Genomic DNA, 23787 nt, shown 5'->3' on the forward strand with positions numbered 1-23787 from the left:
CTCCTTTTTTTATTTCATATGTTTCACACGGGCAGAAATTTCTTTATGACGACCATGAACCATTGGACGGGCTTGCGGATTGCCTAAATACCCACAAGTTCTTTTTACGACGTCACATGTTTTTGGATCGTTATTGCCACACTGCGGACACTCAAAGCCGCGTTCCGTTGGCAAGAAATCACCTTCGTAGTTACAAGCATAGCAATGGTCAATTGGGGTGTTTGTCCCCAAATAACCGACACGGTCGTAGGCATAATCCCATACGGCTTCAAGGGCTTTTGGGTTCTGTTGTAAAACAGGATACTCACAATAGTGAATGAATCCACCCGAACAATAAGGGACGTACGCTTTTTCAAAATCTAATTTTTCAAAAGGTGTTGGGTTTTTTCGAACATCATAATGGAAACTATTGGTGTAGTAGTCTTTATCCGTAATGTCTTCGACAATTCCAAATTTTTCTGTATCAAGGCGACAAAAGCGATCGGTTAAACTTTCACTTGGGGTAGAATAGACACTAAAATGATAGCCGTAATCATCCGACCAAGCATCGACATGCGCTTTTAAGGTTTTTAAGATGTCCAGCGTAAAGGATTTGGCTTCTGGGTTCGTCTCCCAAGCGCCACCGAAAAAGGCTGCCGCTGATTCATACAAACCGATATAACCTAACGAAATTGTTGCGCGTCGATTTTGAAAGAGTTGATTTACCGCTTCTCCGCGTTTTAAACGATTGCCAAAAGCACCGTACATGTATAAAATCGGGGCATTTTCGGGAGCAGCTTCTTTACAACGATCAATGCGATAAAGCAAGGCGTCTTTAACAATTAAGAGGCGTTCTTCTAAGAGGTTCCAGAAACGGTCGCGATCGCCATTGGCTTCTAAAGCGACTCTAGGTAAGTTTAAAGTCACGACCCCTAAGTTCATCCGCCCGGAGTTCACTTCGTTACCATTTTCATCTTTCCATCCTTGTAAGAAGGAACGACAGCCCATCGGTACTTTAAAACTGCCAGTTAGTTCAATAATTTTATCATAATTTAAAACGTCCGGATACATCCGTTTGGTTGCGCATTCTAAAGCGAGTTGTTTGATGTCATAGTTTGGATCTTCTGGGTTGGCATTAATGCCACGTTTCATTGAAAAAATAAGTTTTGGAAAAATTGCTGTCCGTCCTTCTTTTCCAAGTCCTTTTATTCGATTTTGTAAGATTGCTCGTTGAATTTCTCGTTCAAACCAATTGGTTCCTAAGCCAAAACCTAAAGAAGTGAAAGGTGTTTGACCGTTTGATGTAAACAGGGTATTGATTTCGTATTCTAAGCTTTGCATCGCGTCATAAATATTTTTACGTGTTTGTAAGCGTGCATATTCTTCTTGGCGTGCTTCCCCCTCAATCCATTGTTTGGCATCGGTGAGGTGTTTTTCGTAATTCAACTTTGCAAAAGGGGCAAGGAGTTCATCGATTCGATCGGCGGAACAACCACCATATTGGCTAGAAGCCACGTTTGCAATAATTTGTGAAATTTGTGCAGTCGCTGTCTGGATTGATTTTGGCGATTCGACTTCTGCGTTACCAATTTTAAACCCGTTGTTTAACATGCCTTTAAAATCAATTAAACAACAGTTTGTCATTGGCGAGTATGGATGGTAATCCAAGTCATGATAATGAATATCCCCCTTTTGATGGGCATTAGCCACATGGGGAGGCAACATTTTTAACCCAATCGATTTGCCGACAATCCCAGCTGTTAGGTCGCGTTGCGTATTAAAGACATCGCTATCTTTATTGGCATTTTCGTTGACTACGGTTTGGTCCTTGTTCATTAATTTTTCAATTGTAAAGTTAATGTCCGTCGCTTTGCTTCGTTCGAAGTCACGGCGCGTCCGATAATGAATGTAATGTTCAGCCAAGGCATATTCGCTATTTTCAAGCAAAGTATGCTCCACGATATTTTGAATTTCATAAATTTTGATATTATCGACAAAGCGTTGTGCGATTTCGACATCGACTTTTTCGACAATTTTTAAAATTAATTCATGATCAAGAGGAGAAAGTTCACCTGAAATTTGGCGTTTGGCATTTACGAGGGCATCATAAATTTTTTGGTCATCAAAATCAACTAAGCGGCCGTCGCGTTTGATAATTTTCATACGAGCCAATCCCTTTTGTACAGTGTTTAGTTGTGTATCTTTTCTCTTTAAGTTCATCAATTGTACTCACTCCTTTAATTGGTCTTCTCTATCATAAGATAAAACGATGCGAGAATCAATCTATATATTGTGCTAAAACCTATTGACATTTGATAATAACACTATATATAGTGTTTATTCATTTTTGTCACCTAGTAAGAAAGGGCGAGGTATAAGATTTATACGTTGATAAAACTTACACAAAGTGAATAAAAAAAGATTGTATTGTATATTTCAATCTTAGAAAAAAGCAGAAAGACTAGCATTGAAAAAAAGAACTGTTATAATAAAAACGTATTCAATTATAAAGGAGTGGCAAGAAATGTTAGAGAAAAAAGAAGAGCAGCTACTGATTGATTTAACTTCTGCTCGTGGCGTTCCAGGAAATGAAGAAGAGGTTCGAGAAGTCTTTAAAGCCTATGCAAAAGATTATGCAGAAGATATTTTCTTTGATGGCTTAGGTAGTGTCATCGCGAAACACGCAGGAAGTCATGGTGGCGGACCGAAAATATTTATTAGTGGTCATATGGACGAAGTTGGTTTCATGGTCACAAAAATTACAGAAAAAGGTTTTATTGAATTCCAAACACTTGGCGGTTGGTGGGGACAAGTGATGTTGGCTCAACAAGTTGAAATCAAAACACAAGAAGGGCAAACCATTCATGGTGTCATTGGTTCAAAACCACCACACGTTTTAACACCAGATGCACGGACTAAACCTTACGATGTGAAAGAAATGTTCATTGACATTGGGGCATCAAGTGAAGAAGAAGCGAAAGCGTGGGGAATTCGTCCCGGCGACATGATTACCCCTCATATTGAATACAAACGCTTAAATGGCAGTAAGTTTTTACTAGCCAAAGCATGGGATAACCGAGCAGGTACAGCCGTTTCTTTACGTGTACTTGAAAATTTAGCCAAAGAAGGGCATGACAACTGTCTTTTTGCCGGTAGCAGTGTGATGGAAGAAGTAGGTCTGCGTGGCGCGCGCACAAGTTCTTATTTAGTCGACCCAGATATTGCCATTTCATTAGATACTGGTACAGCAGGCGATACACCAGGAATGACTCCGAAAGAATCAGATTCTGTTTTAGGTAAAGGCCCACAAGTACTAATCTTTGATGCTTCCATGATTCCGCATAAAAAATTATTGAATTTTGTCATTAAGGTTGCCGAAGAATTAGAGATTCCATTCCAATACACGGTGATTCCAGGTGGTGGAACAGACGGAGGACAAATGCATTTAAATCGTAATGGTGTGCCAACGATTGCGATTACCGTTCCTGTTCGTTACTTACACTCACATACTTCAATTATGCACGAAGATGACTATTTAAATACGGTGAAACTCGTAACCGAAGTGGTTCGTCGTTTAGATGATGCAGCAGTTAAAGAACTATTAAGCTATTAATAATCCATGAAGAAAAGGGGTTGTGACAGATGTCGCAGTCCCTTTCCTCTTTTACGAATATTTGAGCGACAAACGAGAACAAAAGTCTACGCTTTCAGAAACGTTACGAGACTCGAGTAATTGAAAAGTCAACGGTTCGAATCTCGTGACATTTTTCAGCACAAGACAACTTTTGTACTCTCTTTTCTTGCTATCAACTAGCGGCCTTAACCTTTTTCTTGTATTTTTTTTGAAAAAGGTCTTCTTTTTATCCATTTTTTTCAAATTATGCTAAGCTATTGTTGGAGGTGTTTGTCGATGAAAATAACAACGTTAGGCTGTCTAGGAGCCTACCCCTACCAAGGACAAGGAACAACAAGTTTTCTATTAGAATCAGAAGGCTTTCATCTATTGCTAGATGCTGGGAGTGGAAGCTTGTTGCAGTTGGAAAAAATTCTGGATCCCTTAGCGCTAGATGCTGTCATTTTAAGCCATTATCACCATGACCATATTGCAGATTTAGGTGTGTTGCAATATTACTGGCAACTGTATCCCAAAACGTCTGCGCGTCCAATCTTACCCATTTATGGTCATCCACGTGATTTGACCCATTTTGAATCGTTGACCCTTAAAAATGTTTCACAGGGGTGGAACTATTTAGCTGAAGAAAGCCTTGAAATCGGCCCTTTTTCTATTACTTTTATGGAAACAATTCATCCAGTTGTTTGTTATGCGATGCGGATTGTGGAAAAGTCGACAGGGAAGGTTTTGGTTTTTACAGGAGATTCAGGTTATCTGGCTGATTTTATCGAATTTACTGATCAGGCAGATTTATTTTTAGCCGACACTTATTTGTTTGCTGGGAATGAAAATCATTTTGCTCATTTCACTTCCAAAGAAGCTGGGGAAATTGCGGCAGCTGCGGGTGTTAAACACTTAGTTCTGACACATTTGCCCCAATTTGGCGATTTAAATCAATTAAAAGCAGAAGCGCAACAGGCAGCTGGAAAAGATATCCGTGTTTCACTAGCGGCAGTTAATAAAGTTTTTACAATTTAGGAGGAAGCGACCCATGTTATTTGTCCCAAATGAATTAACCGATCCAAGAATCAACTTAGCGTTAGAAACTTTCTTATTACAAGAGATGGTCATTGAGGAGCCGATTTTACTTTTTTATATTAATGAGCCTTCAATTATTATTGGACGGAACCAAAATACGATTGAAGAAATCAATCAGGCATATGTCGATGAAAAAGGCATTCATGTTGTCCGTCGTTTAAGCGGTGGTGGTGCGGTGTATCATGACTTTGGCAATTTGAATTTTAGTTTCATTATGCCAGATGATGGCAATTCCTTCCGAGATTTTGCCAAAGTAACCCAACCGATTATTCAAGCCTTGCACGAACTCGGTGTGGAAGGAGCGGAATTGAAAGGGCGGAATGATTTAGTCATTGGCGACAAGAAATTCTCAGGGAATGCGATGTACGCGACGAATGGCCGGATGTTTGCTCATGGAACCATTATGTTTGACAGTGAGATTGATGAAGTCGTCAATGCTTTAAAAGTCCGTGCGGATAAGATTGCTTCTAAGGGAATTAAATCGATTCGTTCTCGTGTAACGAATATTAAACCGTTTCTAGATGCGAATCATGAAACCATGGATACCAAAGATTTCCGCCAAGCAATTTTATTGAAGATTTTTGGCGTCGATTCAATTGATGAAATTAAAACCTATGAATTGACGACTGAAGATTGGCAAAAAGTTGATGCTTTATCTAAGAAATATTATGATAATTGGAATTGGAATTACGGAAAATCACCAAAATTTGAATTAGAACGTCGTAAACGTTTCCCAATTGGTTCCGTTGAAATGAAAATGAACGTCAATAAAGGGAAAATTACAGAGTTGAAAATCCATGGTGATTTCTTTGGCTTAGGAGAGATTAAAGACGTGGAAGACCAATTGATTGGGACGCAATATGAGAAAGAGGCATTAAAACAAGTGATTGCTACAATTGATATTGGCAAATATTTCGGTAATATCACAGCAGAAGATTTACTTGAGTTGATTTATTAATAAAGAAAGCATCGGATTCATGAATAGTGAAACGATGCTTTTTTTTTGCAAAAAAATGAAAGATATAGACTTAAGGCTGATTTTTTTCAGAAAAAGCTGTGTTAGATTTGATAAAGATAAAATAATGGAGGAAAAAGAATGAATCAAAATGTTGTATCAGTCAATCAAGTCAAAAAAGTTTATGGAAAAAGAGGTGGAGAATCATACGAAGCTTTGAAAGAAATTACTTTTTCTGTTGAAGAAGGAGAATTCGTTGGCATTATGGGTCCGTCAGGCTCAGGTAAGACGACCTTGCTTAATATGTTATCCGCATTGGATCAACCCACTAGTGGTGACGTGCAAATTGGCGGACAAGAATTCACACAAATGAAAGAAAATCAACTGGCTGACTTTCGGAGTCAAAACATCGGCTTTATCTTTCAAGATTTTAATTTGTTAGAAAATTTAACCTTGTTTCAAAACATTGCTTTGCCCCTGTCTTTACAAGGTGTTCCACCGAAAGAAATTGCTAAAAAAGTTGAGAAAATGGCCAGTATTCTAGCAATCCAAGAAGTCTTATCAAAATACCCAACCGAAGTTTCTGGTGGACAAAAACAACGAGCGGCAGCTGCTCGAGCCTTGATTCACCAACCCAAACTTTTACTTGGAGATGAACCCACGGGTGCTTTGGATTCAAAAAATGCCAGAAACTTGTTGGAAGCTTTGCGTCATTTGAATACTTCTTATGCGACGACTATTTTAATGGTGACGCATGATCCAATGAGCGCCAGTTATTGTCAACGCATCTTGTTTATTCAAGATGGAAAAATTTACAAAGAAATCAAGCGTCAAGAGAGCCAACAAGCCTTTTATCAAGAAATATTAGCAACGCTGTCACACGTTGATTTTAATGAAAGTCAGGTGTAGTCATGACTTGGAAATTAGCTTTAATGAGTGTGAAAAAACGCTGGCAAGACTATGTCGTTTTATTAGCGGGCTTGGTGATCGCTGTTGCAACCTTTTATTTGTTTCAGACTTTGTCCTTAAATACCGTTTTCTTACAAGAAGTGATACCAACGATTGCTCTTGTCGGGATTATTTTTCAATTAGGGGCAGTATTACTTGGAATGATTACGATTGTTTATATTTTTTATGCAAACTCCTTTTTATTAGCCATGCGCAAGAAAGAGTATGGCATGTATTTAATGCTCGGGGCAAAGAAAAAGAAAATCAAGCAAATGATGCGGATTGAAACTTTTGTGATTGGACTCTTCTCCTTAGTGACCGGAATTGTTTTAGGAATCGGCTTAGCCAAGGTGATGACACAAGCCTTGATGCAGCGTCTAGCGATTGCTTCTGGACAGTATCAGGCATTTTCAGGTATGGCCATTCTTGTCACCGCGGCCTTTTTCGGGTTGCTCTTTTTGATTACTTCTTTTTTTAATGGGCGCAAGTTTTCAAAAACGAAATTATTCACTTTATTGCAAGAAGAGTCTTCCAGTGAAAACATTCAAAAAAATACGATCTTGACGTTTGGCTTGACGTTGATTGCCTTGGTGTTATTTGCAATTGGTTATTATAGTTTAGGAAACTTAATGACCTTAGGAATCACTGGACTAGTCATTGCCTTGTTCACGATCACATTTGGTACCTTTCTCTTTTTTGGAGCGGTTTTTCCCTTTGCGGTGAACTTCTTAAAAAATCGTCATTTCTTTGCAAATAAGGGGTTACGGATGTTTACTTTGTCGCAACTTAGTTTTAAGGCCCATGCGCTCAGTCGAGTCTTAGGGATGGTCGGAATGCTATTTGCCTTGTCTTTAGGTGCCATCACGGTCGGAAATGCTTTTAATCATTATAAAGAAGCATTGCTGAAGCAATTTCCCTATGATGTCGTGCTACACAATCCGTCGGCTGAAGTCAAACCACTGCTTGAAAAATTAGAAGTTGAGCAGGAACAAACCTATCATATCAAAGTAGTTGAAAATGATTTTTACTTTTTAGCTGAAGAGTTGCAAGACCAACCATTGTGGGTCCAAGAAGGAGACTTCTTTTTGGAAAGTCAATTAAAACCTTATCAAAAAATGAAAGCAGGAGAAACATACTCGTATGAACGAGAGGATGCTTTTGCGGTCATGCAAGGATTTCATTTGTTAGATGATCCGTATGCCTCTTATGTGCCTGGAGCGACTTACCATGTCGTCGACCAAGCGACTTTTCAACAACAAGCAGGAGAAGAGCAAAACATTGTAACCTATCAGGTACAAGATTTTAAACAAGCAATGCCAGTTTTAAAAGCGATTGATCAAATAGCTGGAAAAGACCAGCCTGATCCAGAAGCTCTTAATAGTAAGATGGCCATGTATACGATGATTGATGGCATGGTCAGCGGTTTTGTCTTTATGGGAATCTTTTTAGGAATAGCCTTTTTAGCGATGTTAGCTAGCTGTCTAATGTTTAAGGTTTTATCGGGTGCGTATCAAGACATCGAACGCTATCAAATGTTACACAAATTAGGGGTGAAAAAAACAGCACTGACGCGTTCATTAGCGCAAGAAATTTTCATGGTCTTCTTAATACCTGGAATTCTAGGCATGATTCATGTCTTGTTTGGTTTGAAGATGTTTGAACTCTTAATCCCACAACCCTATGAACAAATTTGGTTGCCGTTTTTACTCTATAGTAGTTTTTACTTTCTTTACTATGGCTTGACGGTCTGGTTATATCGAAAAATTGTCCTACCAAAAAATGCTTAAAAAAAAGAGGGACTGTGACAGCTGTCACAGTCCCTTGTTGTTTTACGAACGTTTGGCGGATAAACGGGCAACAAAAGGCTGCTTCTTCGTGAAGTTTTCGAAAGAGCAGCCTTTTGTCACACTCCCTTTAAAATCACAGCTTTTTTGTAAAGAGAGAAGATGAGGTTTTTCCCATCATTTTTCCTTCAATCGTTAGTAATCGAAGAAGGGGCTTATTAAATTAATAAGCACGAGCAATCCATAAAGTATGTTTTGCAGGTTTTCCAGTCACGATATCAGTCGTTTTTTCCATAGGAACTTCAAATGGAATATTCCGAGTTGTGAAGCCTGTTTCTTCTTTAATGATTGCTTCCGACTCATCAGTGCCATCCCAACCAACTAACACAAAGCCTGTTGGTTTATTGGCAGCTTTACACGATTCAATATGAGCTTTCAAGTCATCAAGTGTCTCAACATGGAAGTATTCATTTGCTTGATTCCGTGCTTTGGCTGTCGCAAGTAAACGAGGTGTCATCTCAGCCAGTTGCGTTTGAACCGTTTCAATGAGGTCTTCGAAGCGAATCTTTTCTTTTTCTGCCAAGTCACGAACTTTTAACATCACATGGCCGTTTTCCAAATCACGTGGTCCACATTCGATACGGATACATGCACCTTTTAATTCCCATTCGTTGAATTTATAGCCCGGTGAATTATCTGAATCATCTAAACGAACCCGAATGCCTAGGCCTTTTAATGTCGCATAAATTTCGTCTAATTTTTCCATAATCGCTGGATTTTTCTTCCAAGGCCCAACAGGCATGAGGACTACTTGATGCGCAGCAATTGTAGGTGGTAAAATTAAGCCTTTTTCATCGCCATGGGTCATAATGACTGAGCCTAATAAACGGGTCGAAACGCCCCATGAAGTCGTATGTGCTAGGACATGCTTGTTTTCCTTGTTTAAGTAGGTGATATCAAAAGCTTCTGCAAATTTGGTTCCCATATAATGAGAGGTTCCCGCTTGAACGGCTTTTCCATCTTGCATCATCGCTTCGATAGAGTAAGTATCAACCGCGCCTGCGAATCGTTCGGAAGGCGTTTTTTGTCCTTTATAGACAGGAATGGCTAGGAATTCTTCACATAAACGGGCATACTCGTCTAAAATCGATTGTGTTCGACGGCGAGCATCGGCTTCATCGGCATGAGCCGTGTGTCCTTCTTGCCATAAAAATTCGGAAGTACGTAAGAAAGGCAAGGTTTTTTTCTCCCAGCGAAAAACGTTCGCCCATTGATTGATTTCATAAGGCAAATCACGATAAGAATGGATCCAATCGGAAAAAGCCGAGCCAATCATTGTTTCTGAAGTTGGGCGTAGTGCCAAGGGTTCTTCCAATTTTTCATTCCCAACTTCCGTCACCCATGGTAGTTCTGGCGCAAAGCCTTCAATATGGTCGGCTTCCTTTGTAAAGAAATGTTGAGGAATAAGCATTGGGAAATAAGCATTACGAATGCCTTCGCTACGTAAAAAACGGTTAAATTCTTCTTGAATGTGTTCCCATAGTTCAAATCCGTCTGGACGGAAGATAATAGAGCCACGGACAGGGGAATAAGACATTAACTCCGCCTGTTGAACGGTATTTAAATACCACTGGGTAAAATCATTGGTTTGTTCAGTCATTGATAAAAATCCTCCTTAGATAAAATAAAAAAGCATCCCGTCCTAAAAAAGGACGAAACACTTGCATTTCGCGGTACCACCTTGATTGTGTTTTCTTTATTTAAAACACCACTTGTCTAAAGGATAAGGGCTTCAACCCGATTACTTTCATAATCATTCCCATTGGTAGGTTCACAAAAATAGGGGTTATTTACCTTACAGCCAAGGGTAAACTCTCTGCTAAACATTTCTTTGCTACTATTCCAACGCTTCTCCCTAATACTAATCAGATTTTGTGAAAAAAGCAAGTGAAAGTTTTTTCCATTGCAAGAAAAGCAGGAAGTTCGTATAATAGCAAACAGTGAGCAAAGAACTGGAGGAAAAAAGATGCGAAACGAAATGATGCATCGTCCCATTGTCAAACCTGAGATTGTGGACTATTTACGTAATGAACAAAAACAAGTACCGGGTGAATTGGGGCAGATTCAAAAAGAAGCCAATGAAAAAGGAGTTCCGATTATTCCCCATGAAACCGTCGTCTTCATGCAATTTTTACTGGGCCAAATTCAACCCAAAGCAATCCTGGAAATAGGCACGGCGATTGGCTTTTCTTCGAGCTTAATGGCGCAATATGCAGGCGAAGGGGCACATGTCACAACGATTGATCGTTTTGACGTGATGATTCGTAAGGCGAAAGAAACGTATGCCCGTTTAGGAAATGAAGAACAAGTCACGTTACTTGAAGGGCAAGCAGCAGATCTTTTTCCAACCTTAACTGGCCCTTATGATTTTATCTTTATGGATAGTGCCAAATCAAAGTATATTGAATTTTTACCCGAATGTTTACGTCTACTCAAAAAAGGTGGCGTACTGATGGTCGATGATATTTTTCAAGCAGGAACCGTTTTAGATCCTATTGAGGAAATTCCTCGTAGTCAAAGAACGATTCATCGGAAATTAAAGAAATTTCTACATGTAATTAACACTCATCCAGACTTAACAACAAGTCTGGTACCTTTAGGAGATGGCGTCGCTTTAATTACAAAAGAAGCAGCTGAGGTTGTCATTGAAGTAGAGGAATAAGCGTATTTTGCGAAGGAGCTTCCTTCGCAAAATATTTTCGGATAAAATAACAAGTGAAAAGACGGTTGCTTTCAAGTTTAATTTATGATAAACTCATTTTTGTTGGTAAATTATCCAAACAAAATTTTGTACCAGTAGCTCAGCTGGATAGAGCAATGCCCTTCTAAGGCATCGGTCGGGGGTTCGAATCCCTCCTGGTATATCATTTATCGATCACACGAATGTTTTTTCATTCGTGTGATTTTTTGTTTAAAATAAATGTTAGACAGGGATTGTTGGGCTTGATACAATGAAAGAAAAATAGAAAGGTAGAAGTCGCATGGTTGAGACCGTAAGTGATCCTTTTTCAAGTTCGTCTTTTTTCTTTTTTCCGTCGATGATTTTTGTTCTCATTTTTCTTATTATTTTAGGAGTTGTTTGCTATCGCTTGTTGGAAGCGATGAGAAACGCCAATGCTTCAGAAGAAGTGGTTCGAGCGACCTTAATTGATAAAAATAATGAAACAAGTTACACAACGCATTCAGAAGGTATGCACTCGGGTTCCACTCGTTATACGTTAACTTTTGAGTTTGAAAACAAAGAACGCAAGTCGTTTGATGTCTCCCGCAAAGTGTTCTTGCTTTATGTTGTCGGTGATACCGGGCGTTTAGCATTCCAAAGAAAACGATTCAATCGTTTCGAACGAGAATAAGTACATGTTTTGATGATTTTTAGCCGAGCATGCTCGTGGCTTTAGTCATAAGTGGTCCAAGAGGAAGATTCTTTGAAGGTTACGAGGCGCTCGTAGCCTTTTTTTGGTTGAAAAGAATATTTGTTATTTATCGTGAGAAAGCCTTGTTTTGAATTTCTTTAAAAAAGTTTAAGATGGAGACAAATGATTTGTAATTAGAGATAAAAAAAGTCTATAATGGATTTTGCAAGTCGTTATAGTAGGTTTTAGGAGGAGAAGAAATGAAATTAACCAATGCAACCGAGCAAGCGTTAGCGATTATGGCCATTTTGGCCATGCAAAAACGAGAAATCCCTGTCTCGTCAGAAAGTATTTATACGAAATTAGCGGTTTCGCCTTCTTACGTCAAGAAATTGCTGCGAAAACTGGTTGTTGCCCGTTTGATTGGCGGTGTTTCGGGAAACAATGGCGGTTTTTACTTAGAAAAAGAAACGACGGATATTTCGCTGTTAGAAATTGTTGAGGCGATTGAAGGCCCCTTGGTTTCTTTTCCTGATGTCGGCGTATTAAAACGTGCCTTCTCAGGGTTTGATGCCTACGCTCAGGACGGACATAACACGGTTTCCACGTTCTTTTCGGAAGCGGATCAATTGTGGGAAGAAAAGTTAAAAAGCGTTTCTGTGCGTGAAGTCTTAGAAAAAGTGTTTGCGAAAGAAAAAGAAATTCCTTTAAAAAACTGGAATGAATTGTAAGTGTGAAAGAAGTGACTAGAGATGAAAGCAAGTTTGAAACGAATGATGACATTATTTTTACTAGATTGGAAGCGAATCTTCCGGAATCGACCAACTTATTTATTAATGATAGGATTAATGATTATCCCTTCTTTGTATGCCTGGTTTAATATTGCAGCCTTGTGGGATCCGTATTCCAACACAGGTGAAATTGCTGTTGCGGTGTATTCTGAGGATGAAACGGTCCAAGTTCTGGATAAGAAAAAAATCAATATCGGGAATGAAATTATTGAAAATCTAAAAGACAATGACTCGATAGGGTGGCAATTTGTCGACTCAAAAGCAGCCCTCGATCAGGGCGTTAAGAGCGGGAAATTTTATGGTGGGATTTATTTACCAAAAGATTTTTCCGCAGACTTAATTTCTTTTTTAGATGGTCAGGTCAAAAAACCAACGATTGACTACCAAGTGAATCAAAAAATTAACGCGATTGCGCCTAAAATCACGGATAAGAGTGCGTTAACGATTAAAGAAACAATTAGTCAATCATTCATTGAGACAGTCAGTGAAACGCTGTTAACCGTCTTCAATGAAGCCGGATTTTATTTAGATGATCATTTAATGAGTCTCGATAAAATTAGTAGCAAAATATTAGCCTTAGACGAACAATTAGCAACAATCGATCAATACACGCAAGACGTCTTACGTTTGGAAGAAAAAATGCCTCTCTATGAAGAAAAGTTGGCGAAAGCAAACGATGCCCTAGCCTACCTTCCAGAGGTGAATCAGCTGGGGGAAAAAGTTCAACGGCTCAATGAGAAATTTCCCCAATTGCAATCAGCCGGTGCCATTGTTCTAACCTTGCAAGAAAAAATTCCCGAGATTGAAAATGCGGCGCAGCAAGTCCAAATGATTGATGAAGACTTTGATGATTTAGCCAAGATCATGAATGAAGCTATTACAGAAGCGCAAAAGGGATTAGGGATTATTGAACAAGCACAAACCGTCTTACCTGATGTGCAAAAATTAGCCGAAACAGCCAATCAAGTCGTCCCGACCTTATCAGAAGAGGTTGAAAAAATTCAAGCGGCACTCCCGCAAGTTTCTGCTGGCGTGGGCACGGGCATACAGTTGATTGTTACGATTTCAAAAAATGTCGCTGAGAGCAGTCAATTTTTGTCCGAGTTAATCGGTGATCATGCGTTGACTCCGGAGCAAAAAAATGAAATCAAAGTTGCTTTAAGTCAGTTAGATGCACAACTTTCAAGCCTGACACAAATCTTACATTCCGCAATCGGGATGTTGCAAAAAATTCAAGCATTAACGGGTAGTGATACCTTGCAAGGCATCATCGATACATTAGCGGCAGTCCAAGCGCAGATTCCATCTTTACAAGAAAGAATTGCTTTGATTCATGGACAAATTGATCAGTGGTCTTCGACTGAAATTCAACAGTCGTTAAACCAACTGAGTCAAGAAGCCAATGATTTGGCGAATCGATTAAGCCCGATAACACCGACAGCCATCCAAGAAAAGGTTGCTCCTTTACTTGCCCAACTGCAAGAGGGGTTAACACTCGCTGGCGGAATTACTGGAACCATTGTCGACGAAGGCTTAATAGGGCAATTAATCGATTTATTGGAAAATACAACCGGTACTTTGCAACAAGCCATTGCTTTTTTAGAAAAATACCAAGCAGAATTGCCTGATTTGAAAAAAGAAATTCATTCCGCAAATTTGATTTTCAATCAACATTTACCAGAGATTACTTCAGGGATTAATCAAGCTTCTGACTTATACCAAAATGATTTGCCGCGCTTGGGGGTTAAACTGGATCAAGCGGCAAAGTTCGTCGAAGAAGAGTTACCGACGCTTGAAAAAGAAGCGACTGCAACCGTCGAGATGTTAAATGAAAAAATGCCCAAAGTGGAATCTTTATTAGCAACAGTTACCACCATCATTCAAGAGGATTGGCCAAGTCTACGCAGTGGTATCCAGCGAGGTGCCAATTTTATTCGTGAGGGAAAAGACGAGATTGATGTCAAAGAAGTGATTCGTTTATTAAAATCAGATGTGCAATCCGAAAGTGATTTTATGGCAAATCCAATTAAAATTGATCAAGTCGATGTGTATCCTGTACCCAATAATGGTTCAGCAAGTGCGCCGTTTTATACAGCACTGTGTCTTTGGGTAGGGGCCGTTCTTTTTTCAAGCATCGCATCAACGGAATTTCACCTAACACAAGAAGAAAAGAAACGTTTTACCAAAAGAGAACAATTTACCGCACGTATGGGGACATTCTTGGTCGTTTCTTTCTTCCAAGCATTAATCGTGAGTTTGGGCAATCATTGGTTGTTAGGTACCTACGCGGTGAGTCCAGGTTACAGCATCTTATTTGCCCTCTTTGTCGGTCTGACCTTTATGATGATGGTTTACGTGCTGGTTGCTCTTTTTGGAAACTTAGGTAAGGGAGCCGCAGTGATTATTCTTGTGCTCTCGATTTCAGGCGGTGGTGGGAATTATCCGATTGAGATGTCAGGGAAATTCTTCCAATGGATCCATCCATTCTTACCGTTTACGCATGCCGTCAATCTTTTACGTGAACCGGTTGGAGGCATCTATTGGGCCAATGCCTGGTTCGCTTTGGGAATCTTATGCTTATTTTTTGTCATGTTTGGCTTACTCGGTTACTTGTTGTATCCGAAAGTTCAACCAATCATCAAAAAAATGAATAACGAGTTACGAAAAGGGGAAATTTTACATTAATAAAAATAATTGGTAACCAACCGAATTCTCTTTGTATTTTAGAAGCTAAGAGTGAACAAGGCCACTTCCAATATCAATTCCGAGCTGCCAAAAGACAGCCTCGCTTCGCATGGTGAATCCCTTACACCGTGTTGGACAGAAAATGGTTGAATTGCTACAATAAAAGAAAATCGAGTAGGTGAAGGCGATGTCTGCATTTGGTGGTGGATTAATGGTTGATTCAATAGATGGAACTTCCAGTCTGTTTTCGTTCTTTTTTGGATTGGTTGGACTGCTTCTTCTTGTTGTCATGGTGTATAAATTAAGTGAGATGGTTAAGAATACAAATGCAATGGAAGAGGTCTGTCAAGCGAGGTTAATTGATAAAATAGCGAATAAGCGAGCTTTGAATCGTGGAAATTATGGTTCCACTTCGACCAGTTATACGTTGGTTTTTGAATTGTCCAATGGCGAGAGAAAATCTTTTGATGTGTCTCGGAAAGATTATCTAGCCTACGTTGTGGGGGATACCGGACGTCTTTCTTTTCAAAGAAAAAGATTAAATGATTTTCAAATTTAAAAAGTAAGCCGATTATTGGCCAAAGAGGGGACTGTGACAGCTATCACAGTCCCTTGGTGTTTTACGAACGTTTGTCGGGTAAACAGGCAACAAAAGGCGGCCCTTTCGGAAACTTCACGAAATTCGAGCAATTGAAACAGCCAATTGTTCGAATTGCTCTCTCTCGTTTCTCATAGCAAAACGACTTTTATTCCACTTCCCTTTTTTACGAAATTTTCAGAGAAAGAAAAAAGTTTTCAGAAAGAACCTCATTTTAATTTAATCAAAGATTCATTTATGGAAATCGTGTAACTAAATTGAGTAAATATTACTATAAAATAAAATGCTTCTAAAAAGAATTTATGTAAAATATACTGAAAAACAAGAAAGATTGATGGCCTACTGTTTGTGAATTATAGTAAAAAATAATCTTATTATCGGTAATGAAAAGGTTGATTTTACCTAAAATAGCGGTATTTTTTTTCCACTATGAGAATTGAAAATAATTGTGAAGAAATCATTGACCCTTGAATAAATCCTATGCTAAATTGAAACACGTTGCATGACTCGTGGTGGAAATAAAATAACGAGTCATGGCAGAAGACATTCAAATTCAAGGGGGAACCATCGTGGAAATTCATCTAATTGGATTAGGGAAAATGGGATTTAATATCGCTATAAATTTGTTGGAAAAAGGACATTCAGTGAAGGCGTTTGACCAAAATAAAGAAATCGCGAAGGCACTAGAAGCGCAAGGTGGCATTTTCTATTCATCGGTAGAGGAATTATTGACAGAAAATGAGGAACAGAAAATTGTTTGGTTGATGTTGCCTGCAGGTGCGATTACGAATACAGTCATGGACGAATGTCTGACGTTGTTAAATCCTGGTGATATTTTAATTGATGGTGGTAACTCGAAATATACCGACAGTAAAACAAATAATGAGAAATTTAAAGAAAAAGAGATTGCGTTCTTTGACGTAGGGACTTCAGGTGGTGTTTCAGGTGCGCGGAATGGTGCTTGTATGATGATTGGTGGCAATCGCGAAGTGTTCCAGACGATTGAACCGATATTTACGAGTTTATGTGTCGAAAATGGTTACTTGTTCTGTGGCGAAGCAGGAAGTGGTCATTATTTAAAAATGATTCATAATGGCATTGAGTATGGCATGATGCAAGCAATTGGTGAGGGGTTTAATATTCTACACCATTCGGAATATGATTATGATTTAGAAGGGGTTGCCAAAGTCTTTAATCATGGTTCGGTCATTCGTAGTTGGTTAATGGAATTAACGGAAAATCTCCTATCTGATGATGCACAATTAAGCGAGATTGAAGGTGTAATTGCTTCTTCCGGTGAAGGAAAGTGGACGGTTGAAGAAGTATTGCGTTTGGAATTATCTGCACCGGTAATCACACAGTCCTTGCTCACTCGCTATGCAAGTACCGATCAAGAAAAATATGGCGAAAAAGTGATTGCGTCTTTACGCAACCAATTTGGTGGTCATGCGATGACAAAAAAGGGCGAGAATGAGTAAAATAAAAAAGAGAAACAAGGGTCATGAGAAAAAAGGCGACGTCACTAGATGTCGCCTTTTTTTCTTGCCTGCACACTTTATTAGGCTCGAAAGAATCTTACGTGAGGCGCTGGCTACAGTTCCTGAAGCTCCCCTTTAAGTTAGCTCTTTGTCTTTTGTTCATGAAATTTCCATGAGTCTAGATGAGAGTGAGAAAGAATGCATCTGGTTAAAACGTTGATAAATGAACCAATAAAGAGGCCGAAATTCTTTTGAATGAGAATTTCTTCTTCTTAGATAAGATAATTAAAAAGAAATGACAAATAATGAATATTCAGAAAATTTAAACAAAAGGGTTGACTTCTCTTGCAAACTTCTGTATCTTCTTACTTAAGAAAACTTTGGTTAGGTGATGAAAATGAAAAATAAGCAGGTTAATAAGCAAATCGTTGGTTCATTTTTATTATTATTATCATAGAGAACTCTTTCTGATTGGTTAAAAGAAGAGTTCTATTCGCATTGCATAAAGGAAAAAACTTTATGGAGTGCTTTTTTTATACTTAAAAAAGAGGGAGTCGAGAAAAAATGCGCAAAATTCAGTTCTTTGATACGACGCTACGCGATGGCGAGCAGACACCAGGAGTTAACTTTAATACAAAAGAAAAGGTTCAGATTGCCTTGCAATTGGAAAAATGGGGCGTCGATGCTATTGAAGCAGGTTTTCCGATTGCATCACCGGGTGATTTTGAAGCCGTTCAAAGGATTGCTGAGGTGCTAACAACGGCGACTGTTGTCGGCTTAGCACGCTGTCAAAAAAAAGACATTGATCGCGCATATGAGGCTTTAAAAGAAGCAGTTGATCCGCAAATTCATGTTTTTTTAGCGACGAGTAATATTCATATGAAAGATAAGTTGAAAATGACTAAGCCAGAAGTCTTGGCGTCAATCAAAGAACACGTGACTTATGCAAGGCGTTATTTTGAAAAAGTACAGTTTTCTCCAGAAGATGCCACACGAACGGATCGTGCTTTCTTATTAGAAGCGGTTCAAACGGCAATTGATGCAGGCGCAACGATTATTAACGTCCCAGATACGGTGGGTTATTCCAACCCTACGCAATATGGCGCATTGTTTGCTTATTTAATTGACAATATTCAAAGTAGGCAAGAAATTACCTTTTCTTCTCATTGCCATGATGATTTGGGAATGGCAACTGCGAATGCATTAGCGGCGATTGAAAATGGTGCCAATCGTGTGGAAGGTTCAGTGAATGGAATTGGTGAGCGTGCGGGCAATACGGCGCTAGAAGAAGTGGCAGTTGCTTTGCACATTCGCCAAGATTTTTACCAAGCGACTGCTGGCATCGTTTTAAATGAAACGAAACGGACCAGTGATTTGGTTGCTCGCTTGTCAGGAATTCATGTTCCGAAAAACAAGGCAGTCATTGGGGGCAATGCTTATGCCCACGAATCGGGGATTCATCAAGATGGTGTTTTAAAAAATCCTGAAACTTACGAAATTATTACCCCGCAATTAGTTGGTGTGCAAACCAATTCGCTCCCGCTTGGAAAATTATCTGGTCGCCATGCTTTTGCAACAAAAATGGAAGCTTTGGGTTATTCATTAGAAGGCGACCGTTTGCAACAACTCTTTCAGGCCTTTAAAAAATTGGCCGATAAGAAAAAACAAGTCAATGATGAAGATTTAATGGCGCTGGTTGTTGATGAGATTCGTCAAGAAAATGAAAGGTGCCACTTAGAAGCCTTGCAATTGCAGTACGTTTCCAATGGCTTTCAGGGGGCCATTGTTTCAGTGAAAAATCAAGAGGGCGAAATTTTTACTTCTTCAGAGATTGGAGCAGGAAGTATCCAAGCGATTTATAATGCGACAGATAAGATCTTTGGGCATCAACCAATTCTTGTGCGCTATGAGATTCAAGCTTTAACAAGTGGCGAAGATGCGCAAGCAGAAGTTTATGTGACACTAGAAGATCAACGAACGAAAAAGCAAACGAATGGTGTGGGGATCGATTTTGATGTACTTCAAGCTTCAGCCAAAGCGTATATCCAAGCGAGTAGTCAATTAAAAGAAGTGGAGGAAGCATAATGGAGAAAAAAATTGCTGTTTTAGCAGGTGACGGAATTGGTCCAGAAATTATGGCCAGCGCGCTAGCAGTCTTAGAAGCAATCGGCGAAAAAAAGGATGTGACTTTCCATTTTGAGCAGTGTTTCTTTGGTGGGGCTGGGATCGATCACTGTGGCAGCCCATTTCCAGCTGAAACCTTGGCTGCTTGTGAGCAGTCCGACGCCATTTTACTAGGGGCAATCGGCGGACCAAAATGGGAGCATGCAAAAGAGACACCAGAGCAGGGGTTGCTTACTTTACGAAAAGCCTTAAAATTATTTGCGAATATTCGTCCGATTACTGTTCCAGACGTGTTACTTAATCGCTCGCCGATTAAAGAAGAAATTGTTCGGGGGACTGATTTCGTGATTGTTCGTGAATTAACGAGTGGTATGTATTTTGGTGAACCTCGTTTCTTAGGAGAAACGGAAGCCTATGATACAAATTACTATCATGAAGCTGAGATTCGTCGGATTGTGCGTCAAGCTTTTGAAATCGCACGTGGACGGAAAAAACAAGTGCTCTCAGTCGATAAAGCCAATGTCTTGGCAACAAGTAAATTGTGGCGTCGGGTTGCAAAAGAGGTTGCACAGGAGTTTCCTGATTGTACGTTGCAGCATCAATACGTAGATTCGGCAGCGATGAAGCTCATTCAAAACCCACGCGACTTTGATGTCATCGTAACGGAAAATCTCTTTGGTGACATTCTAAGCGATGAAGCTTCGGTTTTACCAGGAACGTTGGGAGTGCTACCAAGTGCGAGTTATGGCACATCAGGAATTGCTCTATATGAACCGATTCATGGGTCTGCGCCTGATATTGCTGGACAAAACATTGCAAATCCAGTTTCGATGATTTTATCGGCTAGTTTCATGTTACGCCAATCTTTTGGTTTGGCAACGATGGCTGATGAGATAGAAGCTGCCTGTTTTGCGACGATGGAAGCAGGTTTGTTAACAAAAGACTTAGGTGGCGTCACTACGACGAGTGCATTCACGCAAGCAGTCATTGCTCGCATCAAGGAAGAGGGGGAAGCCTAATGGCAAAAACACTATTTGATAAAGTTTGGGAGCGTCATGTAATTGATGGGGCCGAAGGAGAAGCGCAGTTAATTTATATTGATTTACAAATGATTCATGAAGTGACGTCTCCTCAAGCCTTTGAAGGGTTGCGAATGGCGGGGCGCACTGTCCGTCGTCCAGATAAGACGTTTGGCACGATGGATCATAATGTACCAACGAAAGATATTTTTACGATTACCGATTTGGTTTCGAAAAAACAAATGGACACGCTACGTGCCAATTGTGAAGAGTTTAAAATTACCTTGTGCGACAATGGTTCAGAACGGCAAGGGATTGTGCACATGGTTGGGCCAGAAGTGGGATTGACGCAGCCAGGGAAAACAATTGTATGTGGCGATTCGCATACAGCGACGCATGGGGCTTTTGGAGCGATTGCTTTTGGAATTGGCACAAGTGAAGTCGAGCATGTCCTGGCAACCCAGTCACTTTGGCAAAAGAAACCAAAGCGGATGGGGGTCAAGATTACCGGAGATTTAAAACCGGGGGTGTATGCAAAAGACATTATCCTTGCGTTAATTGCGAAACATGGCGTGGACTTTGGTGTCGGGTATGCGGTGGAATTTTATGGGGAAACCGTTGAAAACCTCACCATGGAAGAACGAATGACCATCTGCAATATGTCAATTGAAGGGGGCGCGAAAATCGGCATGATGGCCCCTGATGAAAAGACGTTTGCCTACGTGCAAGGTCGTGAATATGCCCCTGAAGATTTTGAAGCAGCCGTGGCTGATTGGAAAACATTGTATACCGAGGATGAATCAGCCTTTGATAAAGTGATTACTTTAAAAGCGGATCAACTCGCGCCATACATTACTTGGGGAACGAATCCAGAAATGGGTGTTTCAATTGAGGAAGTCTTTCCAGCAATTAAAGATCATAACGATCAACACGCTTACGATTATATGGATTTAAAACCGGGACAAAAAGCAGCAGATATTCCAATTGAGTATGTCTTTATCGGTTCTTGTACCAATGGGCGTTTGTCTGATCTTGAAGAAGCGGCACGTTTTGTTGCAGGGAAGAAAGTTAAAGAAGGGGTAACAGCGATTGTTGTTCCTGGTTCTCGACCAGTGCGTCAAGCGGCTGAAAAAATTGGTTTAGATAAAATTTTCCTAGAGGCGGGATTTGAATGGCGGGAACCTGGCTGTTCAATGTGTCTGGGGATGAATCCTGATAAAGTTCCGGAATTTGTCCATTGCGCCTCTACCTCGAATCGAAATTTTGTTGGCCGTCAAGGAAAAAATGCGCGCACACACCTTTGTTCACCCGCGATGGCGGCACTAGCAGCCATCCACGGACAATTTGTTGATGTACGCGAAGTAATGAAAGAGGTGATCTAAGATGGAAGCTTTTACACAATACCAAGGGCGTCTGGTGCCTTTTATGAATGATAATTTAGATACGGATCAAATTATACCGAAAACGTATTTAAAGCGAATTGAAAAGACAGGTTTTGGTGAGTTTTTATTTGATGATTGGCGGTACTTAAGAGATCGCCGTTTAAACCCAGATTTTATCTTGAATTTTCCTGAGTACCAAGGCGCGACGATTTTGGTCAGCGGTGAAAACTTTGGCTCCGGTTCTTCTCGGGAACATGCTGCCTGGGCTTTAATGGATTATGGCTTTCGCGCGGTCATTGCAGAAAGTTATAGTGATATATTTTATATGAATGCTGTTAAAAATGGCTTATTACCGATTCAATTAACAAAAGCGGAAGTCAAAGCCTTATCCGAAGTGCCAGCGGATGTGCCGATTGAGGTCGATTTGGTGAACCAGCAAGTCAAAACAGACACACAAGCGTATCGTTTTGAAATTGATAGTAGTTGGAAACATCGACTAGTCAATGGATTAGATGAAATTGGTGAAACGTTAATGGACGCCGATAAAATCACTGCTTATGAAGCGAAAATACCAACTTATTGGCAGTAAGAGAAAAAAATCTTGTTTTTAACAAGTTTTTGTTGACTCGAACGTGACTTTTTGCTAGTATTGGATTGTTGTAATTGTGAGCACCACAACTACAACCGCACAGAATAAGTTATTAAGAACGTAAGTCACTTAGGATGGCGAGTCTAAGTCTAATAGAAGGAGGTGCTTGAGAGCATGTACGCAATTATCAAAACTGGTGGAAAACAAGTCAAAGTTGAGGTAGGTCAAGCGATTTACGTTGAGAAATTAAACGTAGAAGCTGGCGAAAAAGTGACTTTTGATGAAGTAATCTTAGTAGGTGGCGAGTCAACGAAAGTAGGTACGCCAACTGTCGCAGGTGCAACTGTTGAAGGAACTGTTGAAAAACACGGAAAACAAAAGAAAGTTGTTACTTACAAATACAAACCGAAAAAAGATTCACACCGTAAACAAGGTCATCGTCAACCATATACAAAAGTAGTTATCGATGCAATTAATGCATAATAAGTAAAGTAAGGACGAGCCGAGCTATGATTAAAGGAACATTTAAACGCAATGAATCAGGTCGGATCAAAATTTTTGAGCTAACCGGTCATGCGAATGCAGGTGAATACGGCAGTGATATTGTTTGTGCGGCGGTCTCTGCATTAGCGATTAATACCGTTAATGGTATTGAAGCTTTAGCTGGAGTTCATCCGAAAATTGAGGCAGATGAAGTGAATGGCGGTCAACTCTTCGTTGAAATCCCACATCATTTGACGCAAGAACAAACAAACATTACACAAATTTTATTAGAAAATTTATTGCTAGGTCTCCAATCAGTTCAAGAAGAGAATAGCGACTCAATCCAAATTGAAACATTAACGAAACAGTAGGAGGTGCATTTCATGTTGATGAAAATGAATTTACAATTCTTCGCTACGAAAAAAGGTGGAGGTTCGACTTCTAACGGTCGTGACTCTCAATCAAAACGTTTAGGAGCGAAACGTGCTGACGGTCAAACCGTTACAGGTGGATCAATCCTTTACCGCCAACGTGGTACAAAAATCCATCCAGGCGCAAACGTAGGGATTGGTGGCGACGATACATTGTTCGCAAAAATCGACGGTGTTGTACGTTTTGAACGTAAAGGCCGCGATAAAAAACAAGTATCTGTTTACCCAGTAGCAAATTAATTGTTCAATCCAAAAGCTCTATCTCTTGTGTAGCAAGGGTTAGAGCTTTTGGCTCTTTAACAATAGGTGTTGGTAAATATTTAGACAATCTTTAGAATAGAGTCAAACGATCAAGCGGCGATTTTCACTGCTTGGTCGTTTTTATTTTTTTGGATGGGCTTTGTTTTAAAATACTTT

At 39.8% G+C, this 23787-nt stretch carries 20 protein-coding genes, 1 tRNA gene and 2 other annotated features; of the genes, 19 read left to right on the plus strand and 2 right to left on the minus strand.

Annotation, left to right across the window (positions count from 1 at the left end):
- Positions 1-9 precede the first annotated feature (9 nt).
- Positions 10-2199, minus strand: a complete 2190-nt coding sequence (gene nrdD, locus ACYSNO_RS11505; protein ID WP_461731223.1) for an anaerobic ribonucleoside-triphosphate reductase — start codon at positions 2197-2199, stop codon at positions 10-12.
- 304 nt (positions 2200-2503) lie between these two features.
- Here nrdD and ACYSNO_RS11510 point away from each other — a divergent pair, with 304 nt between their 5' ends.
- The 5 genes from ACYSNO_RS11510 to ACYSNO_RS11530 all read left to right on the plus strand — a co-directional run bounded on the left by ACYSNO_RS11510 (position 2504) and on the right by ACYSNO_RS11530 (position 8380).
- Positions 2504-3592 carry a M42 family metallopeptidase gene (locus tag ACYSNO_RS11510; protein ID WP_461731224.1) on the plus strand — a complete coding sequence of 363 codons (1089 nt, stop codon included), beginning with the start codon at positions 2504-2506 and terminating at the stop codon, positions 3590-3592.
- 297 nt (positions 3593-3889) lie between these two features.
- Positions 3890-4630: an MBL fold metallo-hydrolase gene (locus tag ACYSNO_RS11515; protein WP_461731225.1), complete on the plus strand. Its 741-nt coding sequence runs from the start codon at positions 3890-3892 to the stop codon at positions 4628-4630.
- Positions 4631-4643: 13 nt separating this feature from the next.
- Positions 4644-5648, plus strand: coding sequence for a lipoate--protein ligase (locus ACYSNO_RS11520; protein ID WP_461731226.1), 1005 nt, complete (start codon positions 4644-4646; stop codon positions 5646-5648).
- A gap of 138 nt (positions 5649-5786) precedes the next feature.
- Complete coding sequence (locus tag ACYSNO_RS11525; RefSeq protein ID WP_461731227.1) at positions 5787-6554, plus strand: ABC transporter ATP-binding protein; 768 nt, start codon at positions 5787-5789, stop codon at positions 6552-6554.
- Between the two features lie 2 nt (positions 6555-6556).
- A complete protein-coding gene (locus ACYSNO_RS11530; protein WP_461731228.1) occupies positions 6557-8380 on the plus strand; it encodes an FtsX-like permease family protein in 1824 nt (607 codons plus the stop codon).
- A 220-nt stretch (positions 8381-8600) separates the two neighbouring features.
- On the opposite strand, the gene proS is transcribed toward ACYSNO_RS11530, so the two are convergent.
- On the minus strand, positions 8601-10037 hold the full coding sequence (gene proS / locus ACYSNO_RS11535) for a proline--tRNA ligase (RefSeq protein WP_461731229.1): 1437 nt from the start codon (positions 10035-10037) through the stop codon (positions 8601-8603).
- A gap of 45 nt (positions 10038-10082) precedes the next feature.
- Positions 10083-10291, minus strand: a binding site (T-box leader).
- Positions 10292-10403: 112 nt separating this feature from the next.
- Here proS and ACYSNO_RS11540 point away from each other — a divergent pair.
- The 14 genes from ACYSNO_RS11540 to rpmA all read left to right on the plus strand — a co-directional run bounded on the left by ACYSNO_RS11540 (position 10404) and on the right by rpmA (position 23610).
- A complete protein-coding gene (locus ACYSNO_RS11540; protein ID WP_461731230.1) occupies positions 10404-11099 on the plus strand; it encodes an O-methyltransferase in 696 nt (231 codons plus the stop codon).
- A 128-nt stretch (positions 11100-11227) separates the two neighbouring features.
- Positions 11228-11301, plus strand: a tRNA-Arg gene (locus tag ACYSNO_RS11545).
- Between the two features lie 117 nt (positions 11302-11418).
- Entirely contained in the window at positions 11419-11790 is a 372-nt protein-coding gene (locus ACYSNO_RS11550) for a DUF2500 domain-containing protein (protein WP_461731231.1), read from the plus strand.
- 260 nt (positions 11791-12050) lie between these two features.
- Positions 12051-12521, plus strand: coding sequence for an RrF2 family transcriptional regulator (locus ACYSNO_RS11555; RefSeq protein WP_461731232.1), 471 nt, complete (start codon positions 12051-12053; stop codon positions 12519-12521).
- Positions 12522-12542: 21 nt separating this feature from the next.
- On the plus strand, positions 12543-15266 hold the full coding sequence (locus tag ACYSNO_RS11560; protein ID WP_461731233.1) for a YhgE/Pip domain-containing protein: 2724 nt from the start codon (positions 12543-12545) through the stop codon (positions 15264-15266).
- A gap of 187 nt (positions 15267-15453) precedes the next feature.
- Complete coding sequence (locus ACYSNO_RS11565) at positions 15454-15825, plus strand: DUF2500 family protein (RefSeq protein ID WP_461731234.1); 372 nt, start codon at positions 15454-15456, stop codon at positions 15823-15825.
- Positions 15826-16433: 608 nt separating this feature from the next.
- Entirely contained in the window at positions 16434-17342 is a 909-nt protein-coding gene (gene gnd, locus ACYSNO_RS11570; protein WP_461731235.1) for a phosphogluconate dehydrogenase (NAD(+)-dependent, decarboxylating), read from the plus strand.
- A 564-nt stretch (positions 17343-17906) separates the two neighbouring features.
- Complete coding sequence (locus ACYSNO_RS11575) at positions 17907-19427, plus strand: 2-isopropylmalate synthase (protein WP_461731236.1); 1521 nt, start codon at positions 17907-17909, stop codon at positions 19425-19427.
- On the plus strand, positions 19427-20485 hold the full coding sequence (gene leuB / locus ACYSNO_RS11580; protein WP_461731237.1) for a 3-isopropylmalate dehydrogenase: 1059 nt from the start codon (positions 19427-19429) through the stop codon (positions 20483-20485). The genes ACYSNO_RS11575 and leuB overlap by 1 nt, the downstream gene beginning before the upstream one ends.
- A complete protein-coding gene (gene leuC, locus ACYSNO_RS11585) occupies positions 20485-21867 on the plus strand; it encodes a 3-isopropylmalate dehydratase large subunit (protein ID WP_461731238.1) in 1383 nt (460 codons plus the stop codon). Before leuB ends, leuC begins: the two co-directional genes overlap by 1 nt.
- Position 21868: 1 nt before the next feature.
- Positions 21869-22456, plus strand: coding sequence for a 3-isopropylmalate dehydratase small subunit (gene leuD, locus ACYSNO_RS11590; protein ID WP_461731239.1), 588 nt, complete (start codon positions 21869-21871; stop codon positions 22454-22456).
- 83 nt (positions 22457-22539) lie between these two features.
- Positions 22540-22611, plus strand: a sequence feature (ribosomal protein L21 leader region).
- A gap of 19 nt (positions 22612-22630) precedes the next feature.
- Positions 22631-22939, plus strand: coding sequence for a 50S ribosomal protein L21 (rplU, locus tag ACYSNO_RS11595; RefSeq protein WP_461731240.1), 309 nt, complete (start codon positions 22631-22633; stop codon positions 22937-22939).
- A gap of 26 nt (positions 22940-22965) precedes the next feature.
- A complete protein-coding gene (locus ACYSNO_RS11600; RefSeq protein ID WP_461731241.1) occupies positions 22966-23310 on the plus strand; it encodes a ribosomal-processing cysteine protease Prp in 345 nt (114 codons plus the stop codon).
- A 12-nt stretch (positions 23311-23322) separates the two neighbouring features.
- The gene (rpmA, locus tag ACYSNO_RS11605) at positions 23323-23610 is read left to right on the plus strand and encodes a 50S ribosomal protein L27 (protein ID WP_461731242.1); all 288 of its coding nucleotides are present in this window, start codon (positions 23323-23325) and stop codon (positions 23608-23610) included.
- The last annotated feature ends 177 nt before the right edge of the window (positions 23611-23787 follow it).

The organism is Enterococcus sp. LJL98, from assembly GCF_054871745.1.

What these genes read in the sequence shown, in the direction of transcription:
- nrdD (WP_461731223.1), bottom strand. Translation starts at nt 2,199, where the DNA reads ATGAACTTAAAGAGAAAAGATACACAACTAAACACTGTACAAAAGGGA.
- ACYSNO_RS11510 (WP_461731224.1), top strand. Translation starts at nt 2,504, where the DNA reads ATGTTAGAGAAAAAAGAAGAGCAGCTACTGATTGATTTAACTTCTGCT.
- ACYSNO_RS11515 (WP_461731225.1), top strand. Translation starts at nt 3,890, where the DNA reads ATGAAAATAACAACGTTAGGCTGTCTAGGAGCCTACCCCTACCAAGGA.
- ACYSNO_RS11520 (WP_461731226.1), top strand. Translation starts at nt 4,644, where the DNA reads ATGTTATTTGTCCCAAATGAATTAACCGATCCAAGAATCAACTTAGCG.
- ACYSNO_RS11525 (WP_461731227.1), top strand. Translation starts at nt 5,787, where the DNA reads ATGAATCAAAATGTTGTATCAGTCAATCAAGTCAAAAAAGTTTATGGA.
- ACYSNO_RS11530 (WP_461731228.1), top strand. Translation starts at nt 6,557, where the DNA reads ATGACTTGGAAATTAGCTTTAATGAGTGTGAAAAAACGCTGGCAAGAC.
- proS (WP_461731229.1), bottom strand. Translation starts at nt 10,037, where the DNA reads ATGACTGAACAAACCAATGATTTTACCCAGTGGTATTTAAATACCGTT.
- ACYSNO_RS11540 (WP_461731230.1), top strand. Translation starts at nt 10,404, where the DNA reads ATGCGAAACGAAATGATGCATCGTCCCATTGTCAAACCTGAGATTGTG.
- ACYSNO_RS11550 (WP_461731231.1), top strand. Translation starts at nt 11,419, where the DNA reads ATGGTTGAGACCGTAAGTGATCCTTTTTCAAGTTCGTCTTTTTTCTTT.
- ACYSNO_RS11555 (WP_461731232.1), top strand. Translation starts at nt 12,051, where the DNA reads ATGAAATTAACCAATGCAACCGAGCAAGCGTTAGCGATTATGGCCATT.
- ACYSNO_RS11560 (WP_461731233.1), top strand. Translation starts at nt 12,543, where the DNA reads ATGAAAGCAAGTTTGAAACGAATGATGACATTATTTTTACTAGATTGG.
- ACYSNO_RS11565 (WP_461731234.1), top strand. Translation starts at nt 15,454, where the DNA reads ATGTCTGCATTTGGTGGTGGATTAATGGTTGATTCAATAGATGGAACT.
- ACYSNO_RS11575 (WP_461731236.1), top strand. Translation starts at nt 17,907, where the DNA reads ATGCGCAAAATTCAGTTCTTTGATACGACGCTACGCGATGGCGAGCAG.
- leuB (WP_461731237.1), top strand. Translation starts at nt 19,427, where the DNA reads ATGGAGAAAAAAATTGCTGTTTTAGCAGGTGACGGAATTGGTCCAGAA.
- leuC (WP_461731238.1), top strand. Translation starts at nt 20,485, where the DNA reads ATGGCAAAAACACTATTTGATAAAGTTTGGGAGCGTCATGTAATTGAT.
- leuD (WP_461731239.1), top strand. Translation starts at nt 21,869, where the DNA reads ATGGAAGCTTTTACACAATACCAAGGGCGTCTGGTGCCTTTTATGAAT.
- rplU (WP_461731240.1), top strand. Translation starts at nt 22,631, where the DNA reads ATGTACGCAATTATCAAAACTGGTGGAAAACAAGTCAAAGTTGAGGTA.
- ACYSNO_RS11600 (WP_461731241.1), top strand. Translation starts at nt 22,966, where the DNA reads ATGATTAAAGGAACATTTAAACGCAATGAATCAGGTCGGATCAAAATT.
- rpmA (WP_461731242.1), top strand. Translation starts at nt 23,323, where the DNA reads ATGTTGATGAAAATGAATTTACAATTCTTCGCTACGAAAAAAGGTGGA.